Source organism: Rhizobium sp. CFBP 8752, assembly GCF_014842035.1.
Taxonomy (GTDB): domain Bacteria; phylum Pseudomonadota; class Alphaproteobacteria; order Rhizobiales; family Rhizobiaceae; genus Neorhizobium; species Neorhizobium soli.
Genome location: NZ_JACYUZ010000003.1, coordinates 257,130 through 277,301 on the forward strand (window position 1 = coordinate 257,130; position 20,172 = coordinate 277,301).

At 61.3% G+C, this 20,172-nt stretch carries 22 protein-coding genes; 15 read left to right on the plus strand and 7 right to left on the minus strand.

Annotated features, from left to right (window positions below):
• Positions 1-41 precede the first annotated feature (41 nt).
• Both IFT59_RS17200 and IFT59_RS17205 read left to right on the plus strand, forming a co-directional pair.
• The gene (locus IFT59_RS17200; RefSeq protein WP_192078135.1) at positions 42-980 is read left to right on the plus strand and encodes a threonine/serine dehydratase; all 939 of its coding nucleotides are present in this window, start codon (positions 42-44) and stop codon (positions 978-980) included.
• Between the two features lie 49 nt (positions 981-1,029).
• Entirely contained in the window at positions 1,030-1,614 is a 585-nt protein-coding gene (locus IFT59_RS17205; RefSeq protein ID WP_192078134.1) for an IMPACT family protein, read from the plus strand.
• A 2-nt stretch (positions 1,615-1,616) separates the two neighbouring features.
• On the opposite strand, the gene IFT59_RS17210 is transcribed toward IFT59_RS17205, so the two are convergent.
• Positions 1,617-3,197, minus strand: a complete 1,581-nt coding sequence (locus IFT59_RS17210; RefSeq protein WP_192087621.1) for a peptide chain release factor 3 — start codon at positions 3,195-3,197, stop codon at positions 1,617-1,619.
• 90 nt (positions 3,198-3,287) lie between these two features.
• On the opposite strand from IFT59_RS17210, the gene dut reads away from it, so the two are divergent.
• Positions 3,288-3,758: a dUTP diphosphatase gene (gene dut / locus IFT59_RS17215; protein WP_192087622.1), complete on the plus strand. Its 471-nt coding sequence runs from the start codon at positions 3,288-3,290 to the stop codon at positions 3,756-3,758.
• A 33-nt stretch (positions 3,759-3,791) separates the two neighbouring features.
• On the opposite strand, the gene IFT59_RS17220 is transcribed toward dut, so the two are convergent.
• The 4 genes from IFT59_RS17220 to rsmI all read right to left on the minus strand — a co-directional run bounded on the left by IFT59_RS17220 (position 3,792) and on the right by rsmI (position 7,883).
• Positions 3,792-5,324, minus strand: coding sequence for a YifB family Mg chelatase-like AAA ATPase (locus IFT59_RS17220; RefSeq protein WP_192087623.1), 1,533 nt, complete (start codon positions 5,322-5,324; stop codon positions 3,792-3,794).
• Positions 5,325-5,497: 173 nt separating this feature from the next.
• On the minus strand, positions 5,498-6,448 hold the full coding sequence (gene gshB / locus IFT59_RS17225; protein ID WP_192087624.1) for a glutathione synthase: 951 nt from the start codon (positions 6,446-6,448) through the stop codon (positions 5,498-5,500).
• A 112-nt stretch (positions 6,449-6,560) separates the two neighbouring features.
• Positions 6,561-6,932, minus strand: coding sequence for a YraN family protein (locus tag IFT59_RS17230; RefSeq protein WP_062454055.1), 372 nt, complete (start codon positions 6,930-6,932; stop codon positions 6,561-6,563).
• A 9-nt stretch (positions 6,933-6,941) separates the two neighbouring features.
• Positions 6,942-7,883 carry a 16S rRNA (cytidine(1402)-2'-O)-methyltransferase gene (gene rsmI / locus IFT59_RS17235; protein WP_192087625.1) on the minus strand — a complete coding sequence of 314 codons (942 nt, stop codon included), beginning with the start codon at positions 7,881-7,883 and terminating at the stop codon, positions 6,942-6,944.
• A gap of 262 nt (positions 7,884-8,145) precedes the next feature.
• Here rsmI and dnaN point away from each other — a divergent pair, with 262 nt between their 5' ends.
• The 4 genes from dnaN (at position 8,146) to pyrF (ending at position 11,286) form a co-directional block, all read left to right on the plus strand.
• Positions 8,146-9,264 carry a DNA polymerase III subunit beta gene (dnaN, locus tag IFT59_RS17240; protein ID WP_062454057.1) on the plus strand — a complete coding sequence of 373 codons (1,119 nt, stop codon included), beginning with the start codon at positions 8,146-8,148 and terminating at the stop codon, positions 9,262-9,264.
• A gap of 123 nt (positions 9,265-9,387) precedes the next feature.
• Positions 9,388-9,981 (plus strand): phospholipid N-methyltransferase PmtA, encoded by a 594-nt coding sequence (gene pmtA, locus IFT59_RS17245; RefSeq protein WP_062454058.1) that lies wholly within the window; start codon positions 9,388-9,390, stop codon positions 9,979-9,981.
• 19 nt (positions 9,982-10,000) lie between these two features.
• Positions 10,001-10,588 (plus strand): histidine phosphatase family protein, encoded by a 588-nt coding sequence (locus IFT59_RS17250; protein WP_062454059.1) that lies wholly within the window; start codon positions 10,001-10,003, stop codon positions 10,586-10,588.
• A gap of 5 nt (positions 10,589-10,593) precedes the next feature.
• Positions 10,594-11,286 (plus strand): orotidine-5'-phosphate decarboxylase, encoded by a 693-nt coding sequence (pyrF, locus tag IFT59_RS17255; RefSeq protein ID WP_192087626.1) that lies wholly within the window; start codon positions 10,594-10,596, stop codon positions 11,284-11,286.
• A gap of 24 nt (positions 11,287-11,310) precedes the next feature.
• Here pyrF and IFT59_RS17260 read toward each other — a convergent pair whose 3' ends face one another.
• Positions 11,311-12,381 carry a NosD domain-containing protein gene (locus tag IFT59_RS17260; protein ID WP_249407638.1) on the minus strand — a complete coding sequence of 357 codons (1,071 nt, stop codon included), beginning with the start codon at positions 12,379-12,381 and terminating at the stop codon, positions 11,311-11,313.
• A gap of 57 nt (positions 12,382-12,438) precedes the next feature.
• Between IFT59_RS17260 and IFT59_RS17265 the strand changes: the two genes are divergently transcribed.
• The 3 genes from IFT59_RS17265 (at position 12,439) to IFT59_RS17275 (ending at position 14,188) form a co-directional block, all read left to right on the plus strand.
• Positions 12,439-12,726 carry a DUF1330 domain-containing protein gene (locus IFT59_RS17265; protein ID WP_092663808.1) on the plus strand — a complete coding sequence of 96 codons (288 nt, stop codon included), beginning with the start codon at positions 12,439-12,441 and terminating at the stop codon, positions 12,724-12,726.
• A gap of 113 nt (positions 12,727-12,839) precedes the next feature.
• Positions 12,840-13,820: a complex I NDUFA9 subunit family protein gene (locus IFT59_RS17270; RefSeq protein WP_062454063.1), complete on the plus strand. Its 981-nt coding sequence runs from the start codon at positions 12,840-12,842 to the stop codon at positions 13,818-13,820.
• A gap of 215 nt (positions 13,821-14,035) precedes the next feature.
• Positions 14,036-14,188, plus strand: coding sequence for a hypothetical protein (locus IFT59_RS17275; protein ID WP_092663810.1), 153 nt, complete (start codon positions 14,036-14,038; stop codon positions 14,186-14,188).
• Between the two features lie 70 nt (positions 14,189-14,258).
• Here the strand turns inward: IFT59_RS17275 and IFT59_RS17280 are convergent, their stop codons facing one another.
• The gene (locus tag IFT59_RS17280) at positions 14,259-15,065 is read right to left on the minus strand and encodes an undecaprenyl-diphosphate phosphatase (RefSeq protein ID WP_092663812.1); all 807 of its coding nucleotides are present in this window, start codon (positions 15,063-15,065) and stop codon (positions 14,259-14,261) included.
• Positions 15,066-15,227: 162 nt separating this feature from the next.
• Between IFT59_RS17280 and IFT59_RS17285 the strand changes: the two genes are divergently transcribed.
• The 5 genes from IFT59_RS17285 (at position 15,228) to IFT59_RS17305 (ending at position 20,150) form a co-directional block, all read left to right on the plus strand.
• Positions 15,228-15,920 carry a glutathione S-transferase family protein gene (locus tag IFT59_RS17285; protein ID WP_062454065.1) on the plus strand — a complete coding sequence of 231 codons (693 nt, stop codon included), beginning with the start codon at positions 15,228-15,230 and terminating at the stop codon, positions 15,918-15,920.
• Positions 15,913-17,091 (plus strand): tRNA epoxyqueuosine(34) reductase QueG, encoded by a 1,179-nt coding sequence (gene queG, locus IFT59_RS17290; RefSeq protein WP_192087765.1) that lies wholly within the window; start codon positions 15,913-15,915, stop codon positions 17,089-17,091. The genes IFT59_RS17285 and queG overlap by 8 nt, the downstream gene beginning before the upstream one ends.
• The gene (locus IFT59_RS17295; RefSeq protein ID WP_062578773.1) at positions 17,091-17,963 is read left to right on the plus strand and encodes an SDR family oxidoreductase; all 873 of its coding nucleotides are present in this window, start codon (positions 17,091-17,093) and stop codon (positions 17,961-17,963) included. Before queG ends, IFT59_RS17295 begins: the two co-directional genes overlap by 1 nt.
• A 381-nt stretch (positions 17,964-18,344) precedes the next feature.
• On the plus strand, positions 18,345-18,761 hold the full coding sequence (locus tag IFT59_RS17300; protein ID WP_062454067.1) for a septal ring lytic transglycosylase RlpA family protein: 417 nt from the start codon (positions 18,345-18,347) through the stop codon (positions 18,759-18,761).
• 99 nt (positions 18,762-18,860) lie between these two features.
• Complete coding sequence (locus IFT59_RS17305) at positions 18,861-20,150, plus strand: RsmB/NOP family class I SAM-dependent RNA methyltransferase (protein WP_113109365.1); 1,290 nt, start codon at positions 18,861-18,863, stop codon at positions 20,148-20,150.
• The last annotated feature ends 22 nt before the right edge of the window (positions 20,151-20,172 follow it).

Sequence of the window (20,172 nt, forward strand, 5' to 3'; positions counted from 1 at the left end):
TCGCGACCTGCGGATTGATGCCAATTCATTTCGAGGTCTCCATGCCGGTCGCAGTCACAGCCGAACATATTGCAGAAGCCGAAACCCTGATCCGTCCGCATATCCGCCGCACGCCGACGATGCGGGTGGACATGCAGGACTTTGGGGCCGAACCATGCCAAGTCGATCTCAAGCTCGAGCAGTTGCAGCATTCCGGTTCGTTCAAGGTCCGCGGCGCCTTTACCAATCTTCTTGGCCGCGAGGTGCAGGCAGCAGGCGTGGTTGCGGCGTCCGGCGGCAATCACGGAGCAGCGGTTGCCTATGCGGCCCACAAGCTCGGTGTGCCCGCGCATATCTTTGTGCCAAGCGTCGCCTCCAAGGCGAAGATAGATCTCATCCGCTCCTACGGGGCAGAGCTCGTGATCGGCGGCGACCGCTATGCGGATGCGCTCGCTGCCAGCGAGGCTTATGTCGCGCAGTCCGGGGCGATGGCCGTGCATGCCTTCGACCAGGCGGAAACGCTGGCGGGACAAGGTACGCTCGGCAAGGAAATCGAGGAAGACCTGCCGCATATCACGACGTTGCTGGTGGCCGTCGGCGGCGGCGGACTGATCGGCGGTATCGCATCCTGGATGCGCGGCCGGGTGAAGATCGTCGCCGTGGAATCCGACCGCGCGCCGACGCTTTACGAAGCCTTCAAGGCCGGCCGGCCCGTGGATGCACCGGCCGGCGGTATCGCGGCCGACTCGCTTGCGCCACGGCAGGTGGGGCAGCTCATGTTTCCGGTGGCCCAGGCATTCATCGAGCCGCCGGTCCTGGTGACCGACGAGGACATTCTGAACGCGCAGAAGGTGCTCTGGTCTGGCGCGCGGCTGGTGACCGAGCCGGGTGGTGCGGCGGCGTTTGCGGCTGTCTTGTCCGGCAAATACCGTCCACATCCGGGTGAGCGCGTCTGCGTGCTGGTCTGCGGATCGAACACGACGGCCGTCGATTTCGGTTGAGCGTGCGCCACACTTCCCTTCGGGATGCGGCAGCGATAATGCTGAGACCATGTTTCAGCTAGAACAGCCGGCCACATTCGAGCAGGTCATCAAGAAAAGCCGCTTTCTGGCGATCGCGCTTCCCGTGGTAAGCGAGGGGGAAGCGAAAGACGCCATTGCTGGGCATAGCGTTGCCGATGCCACTCACAACTGCTGGGCCTGGCGGATTGGATCAGCCTATCGCTTTTCCGATGACGGCGAGCCGAGCGGTACGGCGGGCAAGCCGATCCTTGCCGCCATGGACGGCCAGTCGCTGGACAAGGCTGTCGTCATCGTGACCCGCTGGTTTGGCGGCATTCTGCTCGGTAGCGGTGGTCTGGTGCGCGCCTATGGCGGCACGGCTGCCGCCTGCCTGAGAGCGGGCCCGCTCATCGAATTCAAGCCGTCGGTGCAGGGTGGCGTCAGCATCGAGTTTTCCGACCTCGCAAGAACTAAGGCCAAGCTGCAGTCGATCGAGGATGTGAAGATCACCGAGGAAGTGTTCACGGATACGGGTGCCGAGCTGCGGATCCAGATACCGGAAGCCGAGCAGAACATCATTTCAAGGCTGATCTCCGACCTTACCAGCGGCAGGTCGGAGCTATCGCTGGATTGAAATCACGCCGCCTTGGCGACGTGATATTCCTTGATGGCCACCATCTTGATGGCGGGGAAGCGTTCGGACTCGTAGCGCAGCGAAAACGAGTCCTGCGCCAGGAAGACCGGATCGCCATCGAGGTCGCGGGCGATATCGCCGCGCTTGACGGTCAGGAACTTGTCGAGCTCGGCTGGCTGATCCGACGAGATCCAGCGGCAGACAGAGAAGCGCGACATTTCGAACGAGACCGGCAGCGTATATTCTCCCAACAGCCGCTCTTTGAGAACGTCGAGCTGCAGCGCGCCGACGACGCCGACGATGGCAGGCGATCCGTCTTCCGGGGAAAACAGCTGCACGACGCCTTCTTCTGCCATCTGCTGCAAGGCTTCCTTCAGCTTCTTCGCCTTCATCGCATCTTCCAGACGCACGCGGCGCAGGATTTCCGGCGAGAAGTTCGGAACGCCCTGGAAGACGAGATTTTCGCCTTCCGTCAGCGTATCGCCGATACGAAGCGTGCCGTGGTTGGGGATGCCGACGACATCACCGGCAAAGGCGGTATCGGCGATGTGACGCTGCGAGGCGAAGAAGAACTGCGGCGCCGTGAGGCCCATCTGCTTGCCGGTCCGCGCCAGCCTTGCCTTCATGCCACGCTCCAGCTTGCCTGAGCAGATACGCGCAAAGGCGATACGGTCGCGATGGTTCGGATCCATGTTGGCCTGGATCTTGAAGACGAAGGCCGTCATCTTGTCTTCGCTTGCATGCACGGTGCGGATATCGGCGACCTGGTCACGCGGCGGCGGCGCGAAATCGGCCAGTGCGGTGATCAGATCCCGGACGCCGAGATTGCGCAGCGCCGAGCCGAAGAAAACCGGCGTCATGTGACCTTCGAGAAAGGCCTTCCTGTCAAACGGGCGGCAGGCTTCCCGCGCCAGTTCGACTTCCTCGACGAAGGCCGCGCGTTCGTTTTCCGGCAGGCGGTCGGCGACGGCCTGCGGTCCGTTGACCGAGATCGCGTCCTCGCTGTCTGGACCACGCACCCGGTTATCGGCCAGGTGGTAGGTTCCGCAGAAGCTCTTGGAACGACCGATCGGCCAGGTGATAGGAGCCGTATCCAGCGCCAGCTTTTCCTCGACCTCGTCGAGCACTTCGAAAATGTCGCGGCTTTCGCGGTCCATCTTGTTGATGAAGGTGATGATCGGAATGTCGCGCATGCGGCAGACTTCAAACAGCTTCAGCGTGCGCGGCTCGATGCCCTTGGCGGCATCGATGACCATGATCGCCGCATCCACAGCCGTCAGCGTGCGATAGGTATCGTCCGCGAAGTCTTCGTGGCCGGGCGTATCGAGAATGTTGAAGACCTTGTCGGCATATTCGAACGTCATCACCGACGTCACGACCGAGATGCCGCGTTCGCGTTCGATCTTCATCCAGTCGGACCGCGTCTGGATGCGATCCTTCTTGGCCTTGACCTCACCGGCGAGCTGGATGGCGCCCCCGAACAGAAGCAGCTTTTCCGTCAGCGTTGTCTTGCCCGCGTCCGGATGCGCAATAATCGCGAATGTGCGGCGGCGGGAGACCGCCTCTGCAATGGTTTCGGCCATCTTTTATATCCTGTGAATTGCCGCGGTATCTAGCGACTAAAGCCCGCCATTGCAATTGACCTGCCGCGCTGCGGCGCAAAGTAATGGGCAATGACCATTCAAGCCCCCTCCTCACCCGTGCTCAATGTCCTGCGTCTGCCGCACGGGCAGAACCTGGATCTTCCCGCCTACGAGACATCAGGTGCTGCCGGCATGGACCTGCGCGCCGCCGTGACCGATGGCGAGCCGTTGACGATCGCACCCGGCAAGCGCGCCCTTGTGCCGACCGGCCTCGTGTTCGAGATCCCCTCCGGGTTCGAGGTCCAGATCCGCCCGCGTTCGGGGCTGGCGTTTAAGAACGGCATCACCTGCCTCAACACGCCCGGCACGATCGACAGCGATTACCGGGGCGAAGTGAAGGTTTTGCTGATCAATCTGGGCGACGAGGACTTCGTCATTACCCGCGGCATGCGGATCGCGCAGATGGTGATCGCGCCCGTGACCCAGGCGCGGATCGTCGAAGTTTCCGAGGCAAGTGAGACAGCACGTGGCGCCGGCGGGTTCGGATCCACCGGCGTCTAAAGTTCGTCAGAACCCCGTGACGTCTAAGGTCAATCAGGCGGATACGGTGGGCCGCTCCCCGGCCATCCGATACGAGATCGCCTCGGCGAGGTGAATTCTCCCGATACTATCCTTCGCGTCGAGATCGGCAAGCGTCCGCGCTACCCGCAGCACCCGATGGTAGCCGCGGGCGGAGAATTTGAGCTTCTCCGCCGCATCGCGCAACAATTGCAGCCCGCCCGGATCGAGTTCGGCGAATTTCTCGATCATGGCGGTGGAGCAACGCGCGTTGGTCAAAACCGTGTACTGGCCCTCGCCTTCGAAACGCTCTCTCTGCCTGTCTCGTGCGGCCGCCACCCGCCTTGCCACGCCGGCGCTTGGCTCCGCCGGAGCCGGGCGGATGAGATCGCTTGCCGAGACAGCGGGCACATCGATGCGGATATCGATGCGGTCCATCAGCGGGCCGGAGATACGTGCCTGATAATCCGAAGCACAGCGCGGGCCACGAGCGCAGCTATGCCCCGGTTGTCCCGCCATACCGCAGCGACACGGGTTCATCGCGGCGACGAGCTGGATGCTCGCCGGATAGGAGACCCGATGATTGGCCCGGGCGATGACGCATTCGCCTGTCTCCAGAGGCTGGCGAAGCGCATCGAGAACCTGGGGCGAGAATTCCGGAAACTCGTCGAGAAAAAGAATGCCGTGATGCGCGAGCGATGCTTCTCCGGGCCTCGCGCGCAGACCGCCGCCGACCAGTGCCGCCATCGTGGCGGAATGGTGCGGCATGCGATAGGGCCGCCGATCCGACAGCTTTCCGCCCGAAAGCTGGCCGGCGATGGAGTGGATCATCGAGACTTCGAGCAGTTCGGTGGCCGATAGCGGCGGCAAGATCGACGGAAGGCGGGCGGCAAGCATCGATTTGCCCGAACCGGGCGGACCGACCATCAGGAGGTTATGGCCGCCGGCAGCTGCCACTTCGAGCGCGCGTTTGGCGCTTTCCTGGCCCTTGATATCGACGAGGTCAGGCAGATTGGCAGGTGGTGCACGGACGGCCGGTTGAGGCCGCGACATGACCTGCGTACCGCGGAAATGGTTGGCGAGCGCGATCAGGCTGCGTGGTGCGAGAATATCGACGCCGGGGCCTGCCCAGGCCGCTTCAGCGCCACTCTCTGCCGGGCAGATCAGGCCCTTTCCGATTGCGTTGGCGCTGATCGCTGCCGGAAGCGCACCGGCGACGGCTGCAAGCGTTCCATCGAGGTTCAGTTCGCCGATCACCACATAGTCAGCCAGCATGTCGCCTGGAACAGCACCGAGCGCCGCCATCAGGCCCAATGCGATCGCGAGGTCGAAATGGCTGCCTTCCTTGGGCAGGTCCGCCGGGGCGAGATTGACCGTGATCTTCTTCGGCGGCATGGCGAGACCCGAGGCATGCAGTGCTGCCTGCACCCGCTCGCGGCTTTCGGCCACCGCCTTATCGGGCAGGCCGACGATATGCATGCCGATCTTTCCAGGTCCGATCATGACCTGCACATCGACCGGAATGCCTTCGATTCCCTGAAATGCTACCGTTCTGATACGCGCGACCATTCCGACCCGCCCACATGCGCAAGCTAAGGTGGGGATATTCCCGCCTACCGTGCTACAGGTTGAAAGCTTGCACGATTGCTGGCGGATTTCAAGAACAGGCAGTGAACAATTTCGCGCATGAGACGAAGACAGCGTGCATCAGGTTGCATAACAAGAACAGATGTGAACGGTTGTCAGCTCTGCTTGGCGTCGATTGCATCCCACATGAGGCTCGCGACGTCAGCACCGCCGAACTTCTTCACTTCGCGGATGCCTGTCGGAGACGTGACGTTGATCTCGGTCATGTAATCGCCGATCACGTCGATACCGACGAAGATGAAGCCGCGTTCACGCAGAGCCGGCCCGATACGGGCGCAGATTTCCTTTTCGCGCGGCGTGATATCGGTCGCCTCGGCACGTCCGCCGACATGCATGTTGGAGCGGCTGTCGGTTTCCGCGGGCACGCGGTTGATCGCGCCGACCGGTTCGCCGTCAACGAGAAGAATGCGCTTGTCGCCCTTGCGCACGGCCGGCAGGTAGGCCTGCGCGATATAGGGTTCGCCGCGATACATCTGGCCGAACATTTCGAGTAGCGAGGTAAAGTTGCGATCATCGCGGGCGGAATGAAACACGCCGGCGCCGCCATTGCCGTAAAGCGGCTTCAGGATGATATCGCCGAGCTCTTCGCGGAACTTGGCAATTTCAGCCGGGTCACGGGAGATCAGTGTCGGCGGCATCAGGTCGGCGAATTCGGTGACGAAGATCTTTTCCGGCGAGTTGCGCACCCAGGCCGGATCATTGACCACGAGCGTCTTTGGATGAATGCGCTCCAGAAGATGGGTCGATGTAATGTAGCCCATATCGAAGGGCGGATCCTGGCGAAGCTGCACGACATCCATCGTCGACAGATCGGTCGGCTGCTTTTCGCCAAGGGTAAAGTGATCGCCCTTGATGTCACGCACCTGCAGCGGCTCGAGGGCTGCAAAGATGCGGCCGTCGCGCATCGTCAGGCGGTCGGGCGTATAGTGGAACAGCTCGTAACCGCGCGATTGCGCTTCGAGCGCCATGGCGAATGTGGAATCGCCGGCAATGTTGATGCCGGAAATGTGGTCCATCTGAAATGCGACCGTGCGAATTTTCGCCATGACTTCAGCCCCCTAGGATTGGCCCGCCTGATGTAGGACGACGAACCCCGAAAGGCAACCGTGGCCGGGATATTCCGACAGGGCCGCGGCAAGGCCTATGCTGAGGACGGCCCTAGAACGCATCCTGGAAATGGCGAGGAAACCTTCCCGGCAAGACGGCGATGATGTCGTATCGCTGCGATAACCCGGATACGTCCTTGCGTTTCTGCAGCCAGAGATCGCTCGCGGCCCGGATCCGTTTCTGAGATGCGAAGGAGACGGCGTCGAGCGCCTGCATCTCGGATCGTCTAGCCTTCACCTCGACAAAGACCACGAGATCGCGCTTGCGGGCGATGAGATCGATCTCGCCCAGTTTCGTGCGGTGGCGAAGGGCGAGGATGCGATAGCCTTTCAGCAGGAGATAGGCAGCAGCGACATATTCCGAGACATGGCCGCGGCGCTCTGCCTTGCGACGTCTGGCGCCGATCTCATCCCGTTGTGCCATCGCGATCCATCAGGTCCCGTTCTTCATGGCGATCAGGCGCTGATAGAGATCCTTGCGCGGCAGGCCGGTGATCCTTGCCGCTTCAGTCGCAGCCTTTGCGGTCGGATGCGTTTTGGAAAGGTCCTGCAGGATGGCATCGACCTCCACCTCGCCCGGCGCCTCTTCAGGTGCTGGAGGTTCGATCAGAAGGACGATCTCGCCCTTGACGTTGTGGCCGTCACCGTAATGGGCGGCAAGCTCGGCCAGCGTGCCCCGGCGAAACTCCTCGTAGGTCTTGGTGAGTTCCCGGCAGACGCAGGCAAGCCGGCTGCCGCCGAGCACATCGGCTGCAGAAACGAGCGTGTGGGCAATGCGATGGGGAGATTCAAACAGGATCAGCGTTGCCGGGATCTTTGAAAGTTCCGCAAGCCGGTCGCGGCGGGCTTTATCCTTGGAAGACAGAAAACCGACGAACAGGAAAGCATCCGACGGCATGCCGGAACCGACGAGGGCCGCAAGCGGGGCAGATGCGCCGGGGATGGGCACGACACGATAACCCGCATCGATCGCCATCTGGCCGAGCCGATAGCCGGGATCCGACACCAGCGGCGTGCCCGCATCGGAAACCAGCGCCACGGACTTGCCGGCTTCGAGTGCCGCAATCAGCTTCGGCCCGGCTTCGTTGGCATTGTGCTCGTGGTAGGAATAAGGGCGATTGACGATGCCGTAACGATCGAGCAGCACGCGGGTCACCCTTGTGTCCTCGCAGGCCAAAACATCGGCGCCGGACAGGGTTTCGAGCGCGCGCAGCGTGATATCGCCGAGATTGCCGATCGGGGTGGCGACAAGATAGAGCGCCGGTTCGATGGGGCGGGACGCGATGAACGTGTTGCCGACGCGATAGCCGCGCTGTCCCTTGACGGGTTCGGCAGCGATTTCGGTGGATTGCTCTGAAGTTTGGTCGAGGGTCATCGCCTGTTATGGTCGAGGCCGCAGGCTTCGGCAAGCAGAGGCGGGCGATGTTTTGCGCGTCCGGTTTCGCCGCGTTGCGTTTTCTGTGTGCAAGTGCGGTATGAACAAGCAATTCAAATGGCGGGCAGACGGTTCTGCTCTTGCTTTCGCATCCGAATGTCTGCCATTTTGCCCGTCCACATGTTCCGGCTGCGCAATGGCCGGCAGAGAATATCAGGTGGTCCGGCCAGCCGGATCGCCACGGTCGAAAGCGATAGTGTCCATGCGTATTACTCTTGAGCGCTCCAATCTCTTGAAGTCGCTGAATCACGTGCACCGCGTCGTGGAACGGCGCAACACGATTCCGATCCTGTCCAACATCCTGCTGCGCGCGTCCGACGCGAGCCTGGATATGAAAGCGACGGACCTTGATCTGGAAGTGACGGAATCGACACCGGCCATGGTGGAACAGTCCGGCGCCACGACCGTGCCAGCGCATCTGCTTTATGAAATCGTCCGCAAGCTGCCGGACGGATCGGAAGTGCTGCTTGCCACCAGCGCCGACGGCGCGACGATGACCGTGCAGTCCGGCCGTTCGAAATTCTCGCTGCAGTGCCTGCCGGAAACGGACTTCCCGGATCTCACCGCCGGCAGCTTCAGCCATACATTCAAGATGAAGGCGACCGATCTCAAGATGCTGATCGATCGCACGCAGTTTGCGATCTCGACCGAAGAGACCCGCTATTATCTGAACGGCATCTTCTTTCACACGATCGAGGCCGGTGGCGACCTGAAGCTGCGTGCCGTCGCAACCGACGGCCATCGCCTTGCCCGTGCAGATCTCAAGGCGCCATCCGGCTCTGAAGGCATGCCTGGCATCATCGTGCCGCGCAAGACCGTGGGCGAGTTGCAGAAGCTGGTCGATGATCCGGAAGCCTTCGTGACGGTGGAAGTTTCGGATGCCAAAATCCGCCTCTCGATCGGCGGCATCGTCATGACATCGAAGCTAATCGACGGCACATTCCCCGATTACCAGCGCGTCATCCCGACCGGCAACGACAAGGAAATGCGCGTCGATTGCCAGAGCTTCACCAAGGCCGTGGACCGCGTCTCGACCATCTCTTCGGAGCGCGGACGTGCCGTGAAGCTGTCGCTGTCCGAAGGGCAGCTGATGCTGACGGTCAACAATCCGGATTCCGGCAGCGCCACGGAAGAAGTGGCCGTCGGCTACGAATATGACGCGATGGAAATCGGCTTCAACGCCAAATATCTGCTCGACATCACCGCCCAGCTTTCCGGCGACGACGCGATCTTCATGTTGGCGGATGCGGGGTCACCGACGCTGGTTCGTGATACGGCGGGCGACGATGCGCTCTATGTGCTGATGCCGATGCGCGTATAGCATCTTACCAGGCGGCTCGGTTAACCCCAGCCGCCTTTTTTGTGCCGTATTCCGCTTGCGACATTTCATCTTGTGTTTGCGGCAAAACGGTTCACATTGGATGAAACTGGAGGGGACGACCTGATGGAACTGCGTTTGAAGGAACGGCTCGGCCGGAAGTTTGACGAGGAGATCCGTTTCTTCAAGGGATGGATCGACGGTCCAAAACAGGTCGGAGCCATCATCCCCACATCCTCAGTCACTGCCAAGCGGATGGCGAGCATCATCGACACAAGTTCTGGCCTGCCGGTTCTCGAGCTCGGACCAGGCACCGGCGTCATCACCAAGGCGATCCTGAAAACCGGCATCGAGCCTCAGAACCTTGTTTCGATCGAGTATTCGACCGATTTCTACCAGCATCTGATGAAGACATTCGAAGGCGTGCATTTCATCAATGGCGACGCGTTCGATCTGGATCGCACGCTCGACACGTTGAAACACCAGAAATTCGACTGCGTGATCTGCGCCATTCCGATGCTGAGCTTTCCGATGGAACGCCGCATCGAACTTCTGGAAGATCTTCTCGACCGCGTCCCGCCGGGACGCCCGGTGATGCAGATCACCTACAGCCCGGTTTCGCCTATTATCGCCAAGCCAGAGCGCTACAAGATCAAGCACTATGACTTCGTGGTGCGCAACATTCCGCCGGCGCAGCTATGGACATATACGCGAGCTTAGCGTCCGGACCTTCTCCGACATGACATTTGGGATTTACATCACGCATCCGCAGGTCCGGATCGACCCCAACGTGCCGGTGCCGCAATGGGGCCTGTCCGACACGGGTCGCCTGCGCGCCGAACAGGCGGCGACATCCGGCTGGGTATCCAAGCTCGGGCGCATCGTCTCGAGCGACGAGACAAAGGCAATCGAGACCGCCGACATCCTGGCTGCGGCCGTCGGTCTCAAGACGGAAATCATCGGGGAACTGCACGAGAACGATCGCTCGGCGACAGGCTTTCTGGCGCCGCCTGATTTCGAGGCGGCAGCCGACTGGTTTTTCGCCAACCCGACCGAGAGCTTCAAAGGCTGGGAGCGCGCCGCGGATGCGCAGGCGCGGATCGTGTCTTTGGTCGAATCCATTCTGGCGGGCCACGATCCCGCGGTGCCGATCGCCTTTGTCGGTCATGGCGGCGTCGGCACGCTCCTGAAATGTCACCTGAAACGATCGGCCATATCCCGCACGGAAGATCAGCCGGGTGGCGGTGGCAATCTGTTCCGCTTCACCCTTGCGGATCGCGCCGTCACATGCGACTGGACCCCGATCGAAACATGGAAGGGAGACTGACAGACATGCAAGCGCGTGACAGGCTGATCGTGGGCCTTGATATCCCGACCGTGTCCGAAGCGGAAAAGATGGTGGCAACGCTTGGCGACACCGTTTCCTTCTACAAGATCGGCTACCAGCTGGCCTTTGCCGGTGGGTTGGAGTTTGCCCGCGAGCTTGCAGAGGATGGCAAGCAGATCTTTCTCGACATGAAACTGCTCGATATCGACAACACGGTCGCCAAAGCTGTCGAGAACATCGCCAAGATGGGCATGACCATGTTGACGCTGCATGCCTATCCGAAGGCAATGCGCGCCGCGGTCGAAGCAGCAAAGGGCTCCGATCTCTGCCTGCTCGGCGTTACCGTGCTGACCTCGATGGATGCGGCCGATATGATCGAAGCCGGCTATGCGCAGACACCGGGCGAGCTGGTGGCACGCCGCGCCGAACAGGCGCGTGCGGCCGGCATGGGCGGCATCGTCTGCTCGGCCGAGGAATCGGCCGCCGTCAGGGCGATCGTCGGAGCCGACATGGCGGTGGTCACCCCCGGCATCCGTCCGACCGGCTCCGATGCCGGCGACCAGAAACGTGTCGTGACACCTTTCGATGCCCTGAAGTCAGGCTCCAGCCACCTTGTCGTTGCCCGCCCGATCGTCCAAGCAGCCGACCCGAAGGCGGCCGCGCAGGCTATCCTCGCGGCGATGCAGGCGGCGCTCTGACCTGCAGACGACGCTTGATCCGGATCAGCGGTTGTCCGAGACGACATTGTTCGCGTCGCTGTTGAGGACGAAGGTGGCGACGCCGCCCGACAGGCGGTTGCCGGTGACCCGGTTGTTCTGCGCGTAATCGAGCGGGCTGGCTCCGCTGCCAAACGACGCCGTTGGCCGTGTCATGCAATATTTGCGCACCCCTTGCCGGCTGCCGAGCCAGACCGCCGGCATGGCAAGCCAGTCCTTGTAGCGGAAGCTGTTGTCGGAGATGACGTTGCGCTGCGGCGCCTGGTGGCGGATCGTGCCGCCCTCGCCGCAATTGCGGTACAGAAACACGCCGCCCTTGACCGGGTTCACGAACGTGTTTTTCTCGATGAGATTTTCCGCAGATCCGTCGATGGCGATGATCTCGCGCTGGCTGGCTGATGTTTCAAACGTATTGCCGATGACGCGGTTTCTGGCCGATTCCGCATCCAGGTAAATAACGGCCGAGACCGTCTTGCCGGTAAAGCGCGAGTTTTCGACAATGACGTTGGTGACGCCAGGCGCGAGATAGACCGGCGTGCCGACATTGGCGATGAAGCGGTTTTGTGACAGCACGATATCGCTTGGCGCAATCGACTGCGCTCGCTGTGTATGGCCCGGCGTGAGTGAGGATTCCCTGACCTTCTCGGCCTCTCCGTTGTGACCGAGGCCTTCGATGCGGATATCACCCTTGATTGTGCAGTTGCGGATATGGATGTCGCGGGGCGTATCCCAGCTGCCGTCCTTGCGTTGAACCGAACGGATCACGATCGTGCGGGCCTTGGGCTTGGTGCCATCAAGCGTCGCGCCGTTGCAGTCCATCGTCGTCCCAGACGCGCGACTGCCGGAAAACGCGATCGGCACGGTGATGACGGCATTCTTCTGAAGGGTGAGATCGCAATCGATTTCGATCGGGCGCGTGGCCGCTTCGGCGGGCGAGCGGAGCTGTTCCAGCGTATCGGCGCTGCAGGATGCCGCGCTTGCCGTAGGCGCGCCAAGAAGCATGAACGGCACGAGATAAGGGAGCGCCCAATAGGCGTTGCGCGCTGCAATCCGGCCGCGTTGTCCGGTCTTTATCATGTTGACTCCCCGCCAGATTTGCTCGAATCGAATATGCCCAATCGAGGAGAGGTTATTATGGCAAAAGGTTACTGGATTGCTCGGGTCGATGTTCGCGACGCCGAGCGATACAAGGACTACGTCGCTGCGGCAAAACCGGCGTTTGAGGAATACGGCGCCAATTTCCTTGCACGTGGCGGCGCGATGACCGAACTGGAGGGCACAGCCCGTGGTCGCAATGTGGTGATCGAGTTCCCGTCGATGCAGGCTGCAGTCGATTGCTACAACTCGCCGGCATACCAGATCGCTGCAAAAATCCGCCAGGAAGCGGCCGATGCCGAAATGGTTGTGGTCGAGGGTGTCTGATATCGCTCGCTGACAGCGACAACCGGCTGCGGAAACACTTCCACCGTCGCCCCGATTCGGCTAAACAGCATTCCATATTGCGTCGTCCCTTCTTCAGGCTCCCGGAGCTTATCATGACCATCAACAATCTACCGCCTCTCGTCACCGTCTTCGGGGGATCCGGCTTCGTCGGCCGACAGGTGGTGCGCACGCTTGCCAAGCGCGGCTACCGTGTTCGCGTCGCGGTGCGACGCCCGGATCTCGCCGGCTTCCTTCTGCCCGCCGGCTATGTCGGCCAGATCTCGCTGGTGCAGGCGAACCTGCGCTATCGCGATTCCGTGCTGCGAGCCGTCGAAGGCTCCGCGCATGTGGTCAACTGCATCGGCATCCTGTTTGAAAGCGGCCGCAACACGTTCGACGGCGTGCAGGATATCGGCGTGAAGACGCTGGTCGAAGCCGTCAAGGCTGCCGGCGCGAAGCTGACCCATGTTTCGGCCATCGGTGCCGATGTCAATTCCGCTTCGAGCTATGCCCGCAGCAAGGGCCGCGCCGAAGCGACGATCCAGGCCGCACTTCCGGATGCGGTGATCCTGCGTCCTTCGGTGGTTTTCGGTGCCGACGACAGTTTCTTCAACCGGTTCGCCTCGATGGCACGGACGTTCCCGTTCCTGCCCCTGATCGGTGGCGGCCATACCAAGCTGCAGCCGGTCTTCGTGGAAGACGTGGCGGAAACCGTGGGACGCTCCGTCGACGGCTCCATTCCGTCCGGCAAGATCTACGAGCTGGGTGGCGGCGAAGTGATGACGATGCGCGACTGCATGGAAACGGTTATGCGTGTGACCGCCCGGAAGAAACCGCTTCTCTCGCTGCCTTTCGGCGTGGCCTCCATGATCGGCAGCGTTGCCTCGATGGTGCCCCTGATCACCCCGCCGATCACGGCGGACCAGGTGGAACTCCTGAAACGGGACAATGTGGTTTCGGACGCTGCGGAAAAAGAAGGCCGCACGCTTGCCGGTATCGGCATCACGCCGACGCTGGCTACCTCCGTTCTTGCGTCCTACCTCGTGCGGTACCGGCCGCAGGGCCAGTACACGGGCTCCGGCAAGGCCGCCTGATTTCAATATCCTAGATCCTTACCGGATCCTTGACGACGTGCTCTCCGGGGCGCGTCGTTTTTTTGGGCGCAGGTGCCGAAAGCTCTGTGGCGCAAAGGTCGCAGTTATTGGCCGTCTTGCGTTAACGGGCAGTTTAGCAAAAACGTTTATTGAATATCAGCCACACGGCCCGTAGACCCACACACAGATATTTCCCTTCTGAAAGGCGCATTTGCATGGGCAAACCCATCGCCCTCTTTTTCGTATGTGCAGCACTTGTGATCCTTGCAGGATCGTTCATGGCTCCTGAAACCGGAGCCGCCGGCAAGCTCGATTGCGCGCCTGCTTATGGCGTCGATCCCTGCAGCACTGCATCCATCCGTTACTGAAGCAGTGATTGAACGACCCATATGACAAAGGCGGCCGGTGGCCGCCTTTTCTGTTTTCAGCTTCGGGCCATCAGGCCCCGAGCAGCAGCGCTGTGAGGCCGATGGCGCCGACTGCGATACGCCAGTAGGCGAAAGGCGCGTAGCCGCGGCTCGATATGAAATTGAGAAGCGAGCGCACGACAAACACTGCCGTCACGAAGGCTGCCAGAAAGCCGACCACGATCACGGCGCTGTCGTCGAAGGAGAGCAGCGCACGGTTCTTGACGAGATCGAGCGTGAAGGCGCCGACCATTGTCGGCATCGCGAGGAAGAACGAGAACTCCGCGGCCGAACGCTTGTCCGCGCCAAGCAGAAGCGCGCCGACGATGGTGGCGCCGGAGCGCGACGTACCTGGGATCATCGCGAGGCACTGGCAGAAGCCGATCTTGATCGCCAGCGACAGTGGATAATCCATCACGTCATGGTATTTCGGCTCGAACTTCATGCGATCGACGGCAAGCAGGATAAAGCCACCGACGATCAGCATGACGCAGATCAACATCGGCGTTTCGAACAGGACCGTCTTGATGAAATCATGCGCAATTGCGCCGATCACGGCGGCCGGGAGAAAACCCGCAAGGATGGTCAGAACGAAACGGCGCGACTGGACACTGGTCGGCAGCGAGACGGCGATCGAGATCAGCCTTTGCGCATAGACCAGGAGAATGGCCAGTATGGCGCCGAGCTGGATCAGGACCGCAAACGTATTCCCCGGAGAATTGAAACCGAGAAAATGGCCGGCGAGCAGCACATGTGCGGTGGATGAAACGGGCAAAAATTCCGTGAGCCCCTCGATAATACCGAGTACGAGGGCGCTGATAATGGGCTGATCCACCATTCTTAGTCCTTTGCTATGCGATAGAGGTGGTTTTTAATCGTTTCTTAGCGGTTTGTGGCCCCTGCTTGTACTGGCCCTACCAAATCCATATAGCTGGCATATGTCAGGCGGGCGCCCGAAGCAGCCGCTTTCCTATACATTATAACTGAAGTTTTCTTATCGATGCCCACCCTGTATCATCATCAAATGTCGTCTTCCTCTCGCTTCGTCCGTCTGATCCTCGCCGAATACGGCTTCCAGACGGATCTTGTCGAGGAGCAGCCCTGGGAGAAGCGCCGCGAGTTTCTCACGCTCAACCCGGCGGCGACCCTGCCCGTCTATGTTGACGACAATATGCGCGTTCTGTGCGGTCCGTCGGTTCTGATGGAATTTCTCGACGAGACCCATGGCGTGCTGAAGCGCGACCGCCGGCTGCTTGCCGAAGACCCGTGGCAACGCGCTGAAATACGCCGGCTGACGGAATGGTTCCTGATCAAGATGGAGCAGGACGTGACCCGGCCGCTGACGCGCGAACGGGTCTACAAGCTGCAGATGACCGCGGCTCAGGGCGGCGGTGCACCTGATTCGAAAGTGCTGCGGACATCTCGCGCCAATATTCGCCAGCACATGAAATATCTTGCCTGGCTTGCCGGCTCGCGCCAGTGGCTGGCCGGCGAGCGCCTGAGCTATGCGGACCTTGCTGCCGCCGCCTCGATTTCCGTGCTCGATTATCTCGGCGAAATCGACTGGTCGGAAATCCCGATCGCCAAGGACTGGTACCAGCGGATCAAATCCCGCCCCTCCTTCCGTCCGCTGCTGTCCGAGCGCATTCGCGGCCTCACTCCGGTATCGCATTATGCGGACCTTGATTTCTGAGCCGGACCACGACCTGAGCCAGGAGAAGGTCGACCTTCGGGCCGACCGGCGTCGGCAGAAGCTGGCTGCCTTCATTCGCGAGGAAGCCGCAGCCCAGGGCTTTGATCTCTGTCGCATCACAAGGCCCGACAGCATTCCGAAAGCACCGGAACGGCTAACGACATTTCTATCTGACGAGCATCACGGCACGATGGACTGGATGGCGGAGACGCGCGAGCGTCGCGGCGATCCCAAGGCGCTCTGGTCCGAAGTCAGGTCGATCGTGATGTTTGCGATGAATTACGGGCCGGACGAGGATCCGCGCGGCATTCTGGAGAAGCCCGACAAGGCCGCGATTTCCGTCTATGCCCGCAACCGCGACTATCACGACGTGATCAAGGGTCGGCTGAAGGAGATCGCCACACGGTTTGCCGCCCGTGCCGGCGAGGATGTCAAAGTATTCGTCGATACGGCACCGGTGATGGAAAAGCCGCTTGGCGAAGCCGCCGGCATCGGATGGCAGGGCAAGCACACCAATCTGGTCAGCCGCACGCACGGGTCCTGGCTTTTTCTCGGCAGCCTGTTCACGACAGCGGATCTGGCCTTCGACGAGGCTGAGCGGGACTATTGCGGCTCCTGCCGCGCCTGTCTCGACGCCTGCCCGACGGCGGCGTTTCCGGCGCCCTACCGGCTGGATGCGCGGCGCTGCATCTCCTACCTGACGATAGAGCACAAGGGACCGATCGCGCCCGAATTCCGGCCGATGATCGGCAACCGTATCTATGGCTGCGACGATTGCCTGGCGGCATGCCCGTGGAACAAGTTCGCGGCCAGCGCGTCTGAAATGAAGCTGAAGGCGCGCGAGGACCTCAAGGAACCGTCGATTGCGTTTCTTCTCACCTTGGACGATCCGGCGTTTCGCACCTTCTTCAGCGGATCGCCGGTGAAAAGGATCGGCCGAGACCGTTTCGTGCGCAACGTGCTGATCGCTGCCGGCAATTCCGGCGACCGCAGTTTCGTCGATCAGTGTCGCAGGTTATCAGTGGATGCGTCCCCTACCGTGCGCGGAATGGCGATCTGGGCGCTGAAGCGGCTGATGTCGGAGGCGGAGTTCGCTATGTTTGCGGCGGCACGGGCTCCGGACGATGATGCCGAGGTCGAAAACGAATGGACGATGGCAGGAGTGGTTTGATGCGGGTGATGATCTTCGGATGCGGCTATTCCGGCCAGGCGATTGCGGAGGCCTTCATCGCCGACGGCGCTACGGTTTCCGGCACGGTTCGCAGCGAGGAGAAGGCCGTGGCTCTTCGCGCAAAGGGCATTCGGCCCTTCATCTTCGACGGCAGCGAGTTCGATGGAGCGCTGCCGGGCGAGATGGCCGAGGTGACGCATCTGGTTCAGTCCATCCCACCCGGTCATGAAGGCGATCCGCTCCTGAAGCTGATCGACGGCAAGCTCTCGGCCTTGTTTCCGAAGCTCGAATGGATCGGCTATCTCTCGACCGTCGGTGTCTATGGTGACCATGGCGGTGACTGGGTGACCGAGGAGACGCCGGGAAGCCCCATTCTTGGGCGCTCCATCGAGCGCGTCGATACGGAGGATGCCTGGAGCGAGCAGGCGACCAGTGTCGGCGTGCCATGCGCAGTGCTGCGTCTTTCGGGCATCTACGGGCCCGGCCGCAATGCGTTCGTCAATCTCTCCCGCGGCAGCGCGCGACGCATCATCAAGAAGGGTCAGGTGTTCAACCGGATACGGGTGGAGGATATCGGGGGCGCCTCGCTGTTTCTCGGGAGCCAGCGGATGGGTGGCCTCTATAATGTCACCGACGACGAGCCATGCCCGCCCCAGGACGTGATCGTCGAGGCTGCCCGGATGATGGGCGTCGAACCGCCGCCCGAACAGGATTTCGACACCGCCGACATGTCGCCGATGGCGCGGTCCTTCTATGGCGCCAACAAGCGCGTCTCGAATGAGAAGATCAGGGCCGCCGGCTTCCAATTCCGCTTTCCGAACTACCATGTTTCACTCTCGGAATTGTGGTCTTCCGACCGCTGGAGAGCGTGAAATCTCCTCTACTCATCGGTGGGAATTTTCATCCTGAGCCATTATCCCGGTCATAAATTCTTAATGCCTGGGGCGCGGCGCCCCAAAACCGGTCCAAATAAGACAACAGACCGACTTTAAGAGAAAAAAATTTTGCCTGTTTTCGTGAACACGAGTCGTCCGTGGGGAACAGTGGAATGACGTTTCGCTTGGAGACTGATTCTAAAGCTTTTCTTCCGAAAAAGCTTAGCCGGGTGTATTAACAACATCGATCGCAATGTAATCACGAATGTTACAATGCGTAACACTCCGTGATAACGAATCCCACTTTTTCGCCATTTTTGGCCCCGCTTAAGCCGGCTGCACGCAACGTGCAGGGACAAACGGACGGGGACGACCGACTTGACAACAATTCGACGCTCGACACTCGCGGTTGCCATTGCTGCTTTTGCACTACTCGGCACCGCGCAGGCCAATGCTGCGCCCGGATGCGGCCATGCATCCTGGTATGCTCTTTCATCAAAGACCGCTTCCGGCGAGCGGATGAACGCCGCCAAGCTGACCGCCGCACATCGCTCGCTGCCATTCGGCACCAGGGTTCTCGTGACCAACAAGCGCAACGGCAAAAGCGTCGTCGTGCGCATCAACGATCGCGGTCCGTTCATTCGCGGCCGGGTGATCGACGTTTCGAAAGCCGCAGCCAAGGATATCGGCATGGTCTCTTCGGGCACTGCGCAGGTCTGCTACCAGATCGTTGCCGACACCCGCGCTTCCAGCCAGAAGATCTCCGGCAAGGGCATCAAGGACGTCGACGGCTGAGGCACCAGAGCTTTGAACGCCTGACGTGCTGCACTTGCCCTTTCGACCGTTCGCGGTTACGACCCACCCCACACGGGTTCAACCGAGACGGAGAATGACATGCGACTGGGCGGACGAGTAGCCGGAGCAATCGACGTACTGGCGGATATCGAGGCACGCAGACGCCCCGTCGCCGACGCGCTGAAGGACTGGGGCCTCGCGCACCGCTTTGCCGGATCCGGCGACCGCGCCGCAATCGGTAACATCGTTTACGACGCATTGCGCATGCGGCTCAGCCACGCATTCATCATGGATGACGACAGTGCTGTCGCACTGGCCTATGCGGTTCTCCTTCGCCAGTGGGGATATTCTCCGGAAACCCTGGCTGCCGATTTTGCCGACGACCGTTTCGCGCCGCCGGTTTTGACCGAAGCGCATATCGCCGCCTTTTCCTCCCGCAAGCTGGAAGACGCGCCGCTTCACATCCAGGGCGACATTCCGGACTGGGTTCAGCCTTCCTTCGAAGCAAATTTCGGCGACGACTGGCTGGCCGAGGCAAAGGCACTTGCCACCCGACCGACGCTTGATCTGCGCGCCAACACGCTGAAGGCGTCGCGCGACAAGGTGGTCAAGGCGCTGGACCGCGCCGGTGCCAAGCCTGCGCGCATTGCCCGCAACGGCATCCGGATCGCTGCCGGCGAAGGTGCTTCCCGGCTTCCCAATATCACCGCCGAGCTTTCCTTCCAGAAGGGCTGGTTCGAGGTGCAGGACGAGGGCTCGCAGATCGTGGCCGAGCTCGTACAGCCTGCCGAGAACCATCAGGTGCTGGACTATTGCGCCGGTGGCGGCGGCAAGACGCTGGCGATGTCGGCTGCGATGAACAACAAGGGCCAGGTTCACGCCTACGATACCGACCGCAAGCGGCTGGCGCCGATCATCGAGCGCCTGCGTCGGGCCGGCACCCGCAATGTTCAGGTTCACGACGATGCACGCCAGCTTGAAGGTCTCCGGAACAAGCTTGACGCAGTTCTGGTCGATGCGCCCTGCACCGGCACGGGAACGTGGCGCCGTCGCCCCGACACGAAATGGCGGCTGACGCAGAAGAACCTCGACGAGCGCATTGCGCAGCAGCAGGACGCACTTTCCGAAGCATCCGCTTTCGTGAAGCCGGGCGGCGCGCTTCTTTATGTGACCTGTTCGATCCTGCCGGAAGAAAACGACCAGCAGGCTGTCCGTTTCTGCGAGCAAAACCCCGAATTCTCCATTGTGCCGGCAGCCGACCAGTGGGCGAAGATTTTCGGCAACGACGCGGCCACGCCTCGCGCCAAGGATGCAGCGACGGTGACACTGTCTCCCGCAAGTACCGATACGGACGGATTCTTTTTCTGCCGCATGCAACGCAAGGTTTGAGCGGGACTTGTCTTGCGGATTT

What these genes read in the sequence shown, in the direction of transcription:
- IFT59_RS17275 (WP_092663810.1), top strand. Translation starts at nt 14,036, where the DNA reads ATGGGCAAACCCATCGCCCTCTTTTTCGTATGTGCAGCACTTGTGATC.
- IFT59_RS17295 (WP_062578773.1), top strand. Translation starts at nt 17,091, where the DNA reads ATGCGGGTGATGATCTTCGGATGCGGCTATTCCGGCCAGGCGATTGCG.
- IFT59_RS17205 (WP_192078134.1), top strand. Translation starts at nt 1,030, where the DNA reads ATGTTTCAGCTAGAACAGCCGGCCACATTCGAGCAGGTCATCAAGAAA.
- IFT59_RS17270 (WP_062454063.1), top strand. Translation starts at nt 12,840, where the DNA reads ATGACCATCAACAATCTACCGCCTCTCGTCACCGTCTTCGGGGGATCC.
- rsmI (WP_192087625.1), bottom strand. Translation starts at nt 7,883, where the DNA reads ATGACCCTCGACCAAACTTCAGAGCAATCCACCGAAATCGCTGCCGAA.
- IFT59_RS17280 (WP_092663812.1), bottom strand. Translation starts at nt 15,065, where the DNA reads ATGGTGGATCAGCCCATTATCAGCGCCCTCGTACTCGGTATTATCGAG.
- pyrF (WP_192087626.1), top strand. Translation starts at nt 10,594, where the DNA reads ATGCAAGCGCGTGACAGGCTGATCGTGGGCCTTGATATCCCGACCGTG.
- dnaN (WP_062454057.1), top strand. Translation starts at nt 8,146, where the DNA reads ATGCGTATTACTCTTGAGCGCTCCAATCTCTTGAAGTCGCTGAATCAC.
- pmtA (WP_062454058.1), top strand. Translation starts at nt 9,388, where the DNA reads ATGGAACTGCGTTTGAAGGAACGGCTCGGCCGGAAGTTTGACGAGGAG.
- IFT59_RS17305 (WP_113109365.1), top strand. Translation starts at nt 18,861, where the DNA reads ATGCGACTGGGCGGACGAGTAGCCGGAGCAATCGACGTACTGGCGGAT.
- IFT59_RS17230 (WP_062454055.1), bottom strand. Translation starts at nt 6,932, where the DNA reads ATGGCACAACGGGATGAGATCGGCGCCAGACGTCGCAAGGCAGAGCGC.
- IFT59_RS17200 (WP_192078135.1), top strand. Translation starts at nt 42, where the DNA reads ATGCCGGTCGCAGTCACAGCCGAACATATTGCAGAAGCCGAAACCCTG.
- IFT59_RS17250 (WP_062454059.1), top strand. Translation starts at nt 10,001, where the DNA reads ATGACATTTGGGATTTACATCACGCATCCGCAGGTCCGGATCGACCCC.
- IFT59_RS17210 (WP_192087621.1), bottom strand. Translation starts at nt 3,197, where the DNA reads ATGGCCGAAACCATTGCAGAGGCGGTCTCCCGCCGCCGCACATTCGCG.
- dut (WP_192087622.1), top strand. Translation starts at nt 3,288, where the DNA reads ATGACCATTCAAGCCCCCTCCTCACCCGTGCTCAATGTCCTGCGTCTG.
- IFT59_RS17220 (WP_192087623.1), bottom strand. Translation starts at nt 5,324, where the DNA reads ATGGTCGCGCGTATCAGAACGGTAGCATTTCAGGGAATCGAAGGCATT.
- IFT59_RS17265 (WP_092663808.1), top strand. Translation starts at nt 12,439, where the DNA reads ATGGCAAAAGGTTACTGGATTGCTCGGGTCGATGTTCGCGACGCCGAG.
- IFT59_RS17285 (WP_062454065.1), top strand. Translation starts at nt 15,228, where the DNA reads ATGCCCACCCTGTATCATCATCAAATGTCGTCTTCCTCTCGCTTCGTC.
- IFT59_RS17260 (WP_249407638.1), bottom strand. Translation starts at nt 12,381, where the DNA reads ATGATAAAGACCGGACAACGCGGCCGGATTGCAGCGCGCAACGCCTAT.
- gshB (WP_192087624.1), bottom strand. Translation starts at nt 6,448, where the DNA reads ATGGCGAAAATTCGCACGGTCGCATTTCAGATGGACCACATTTCCGGC.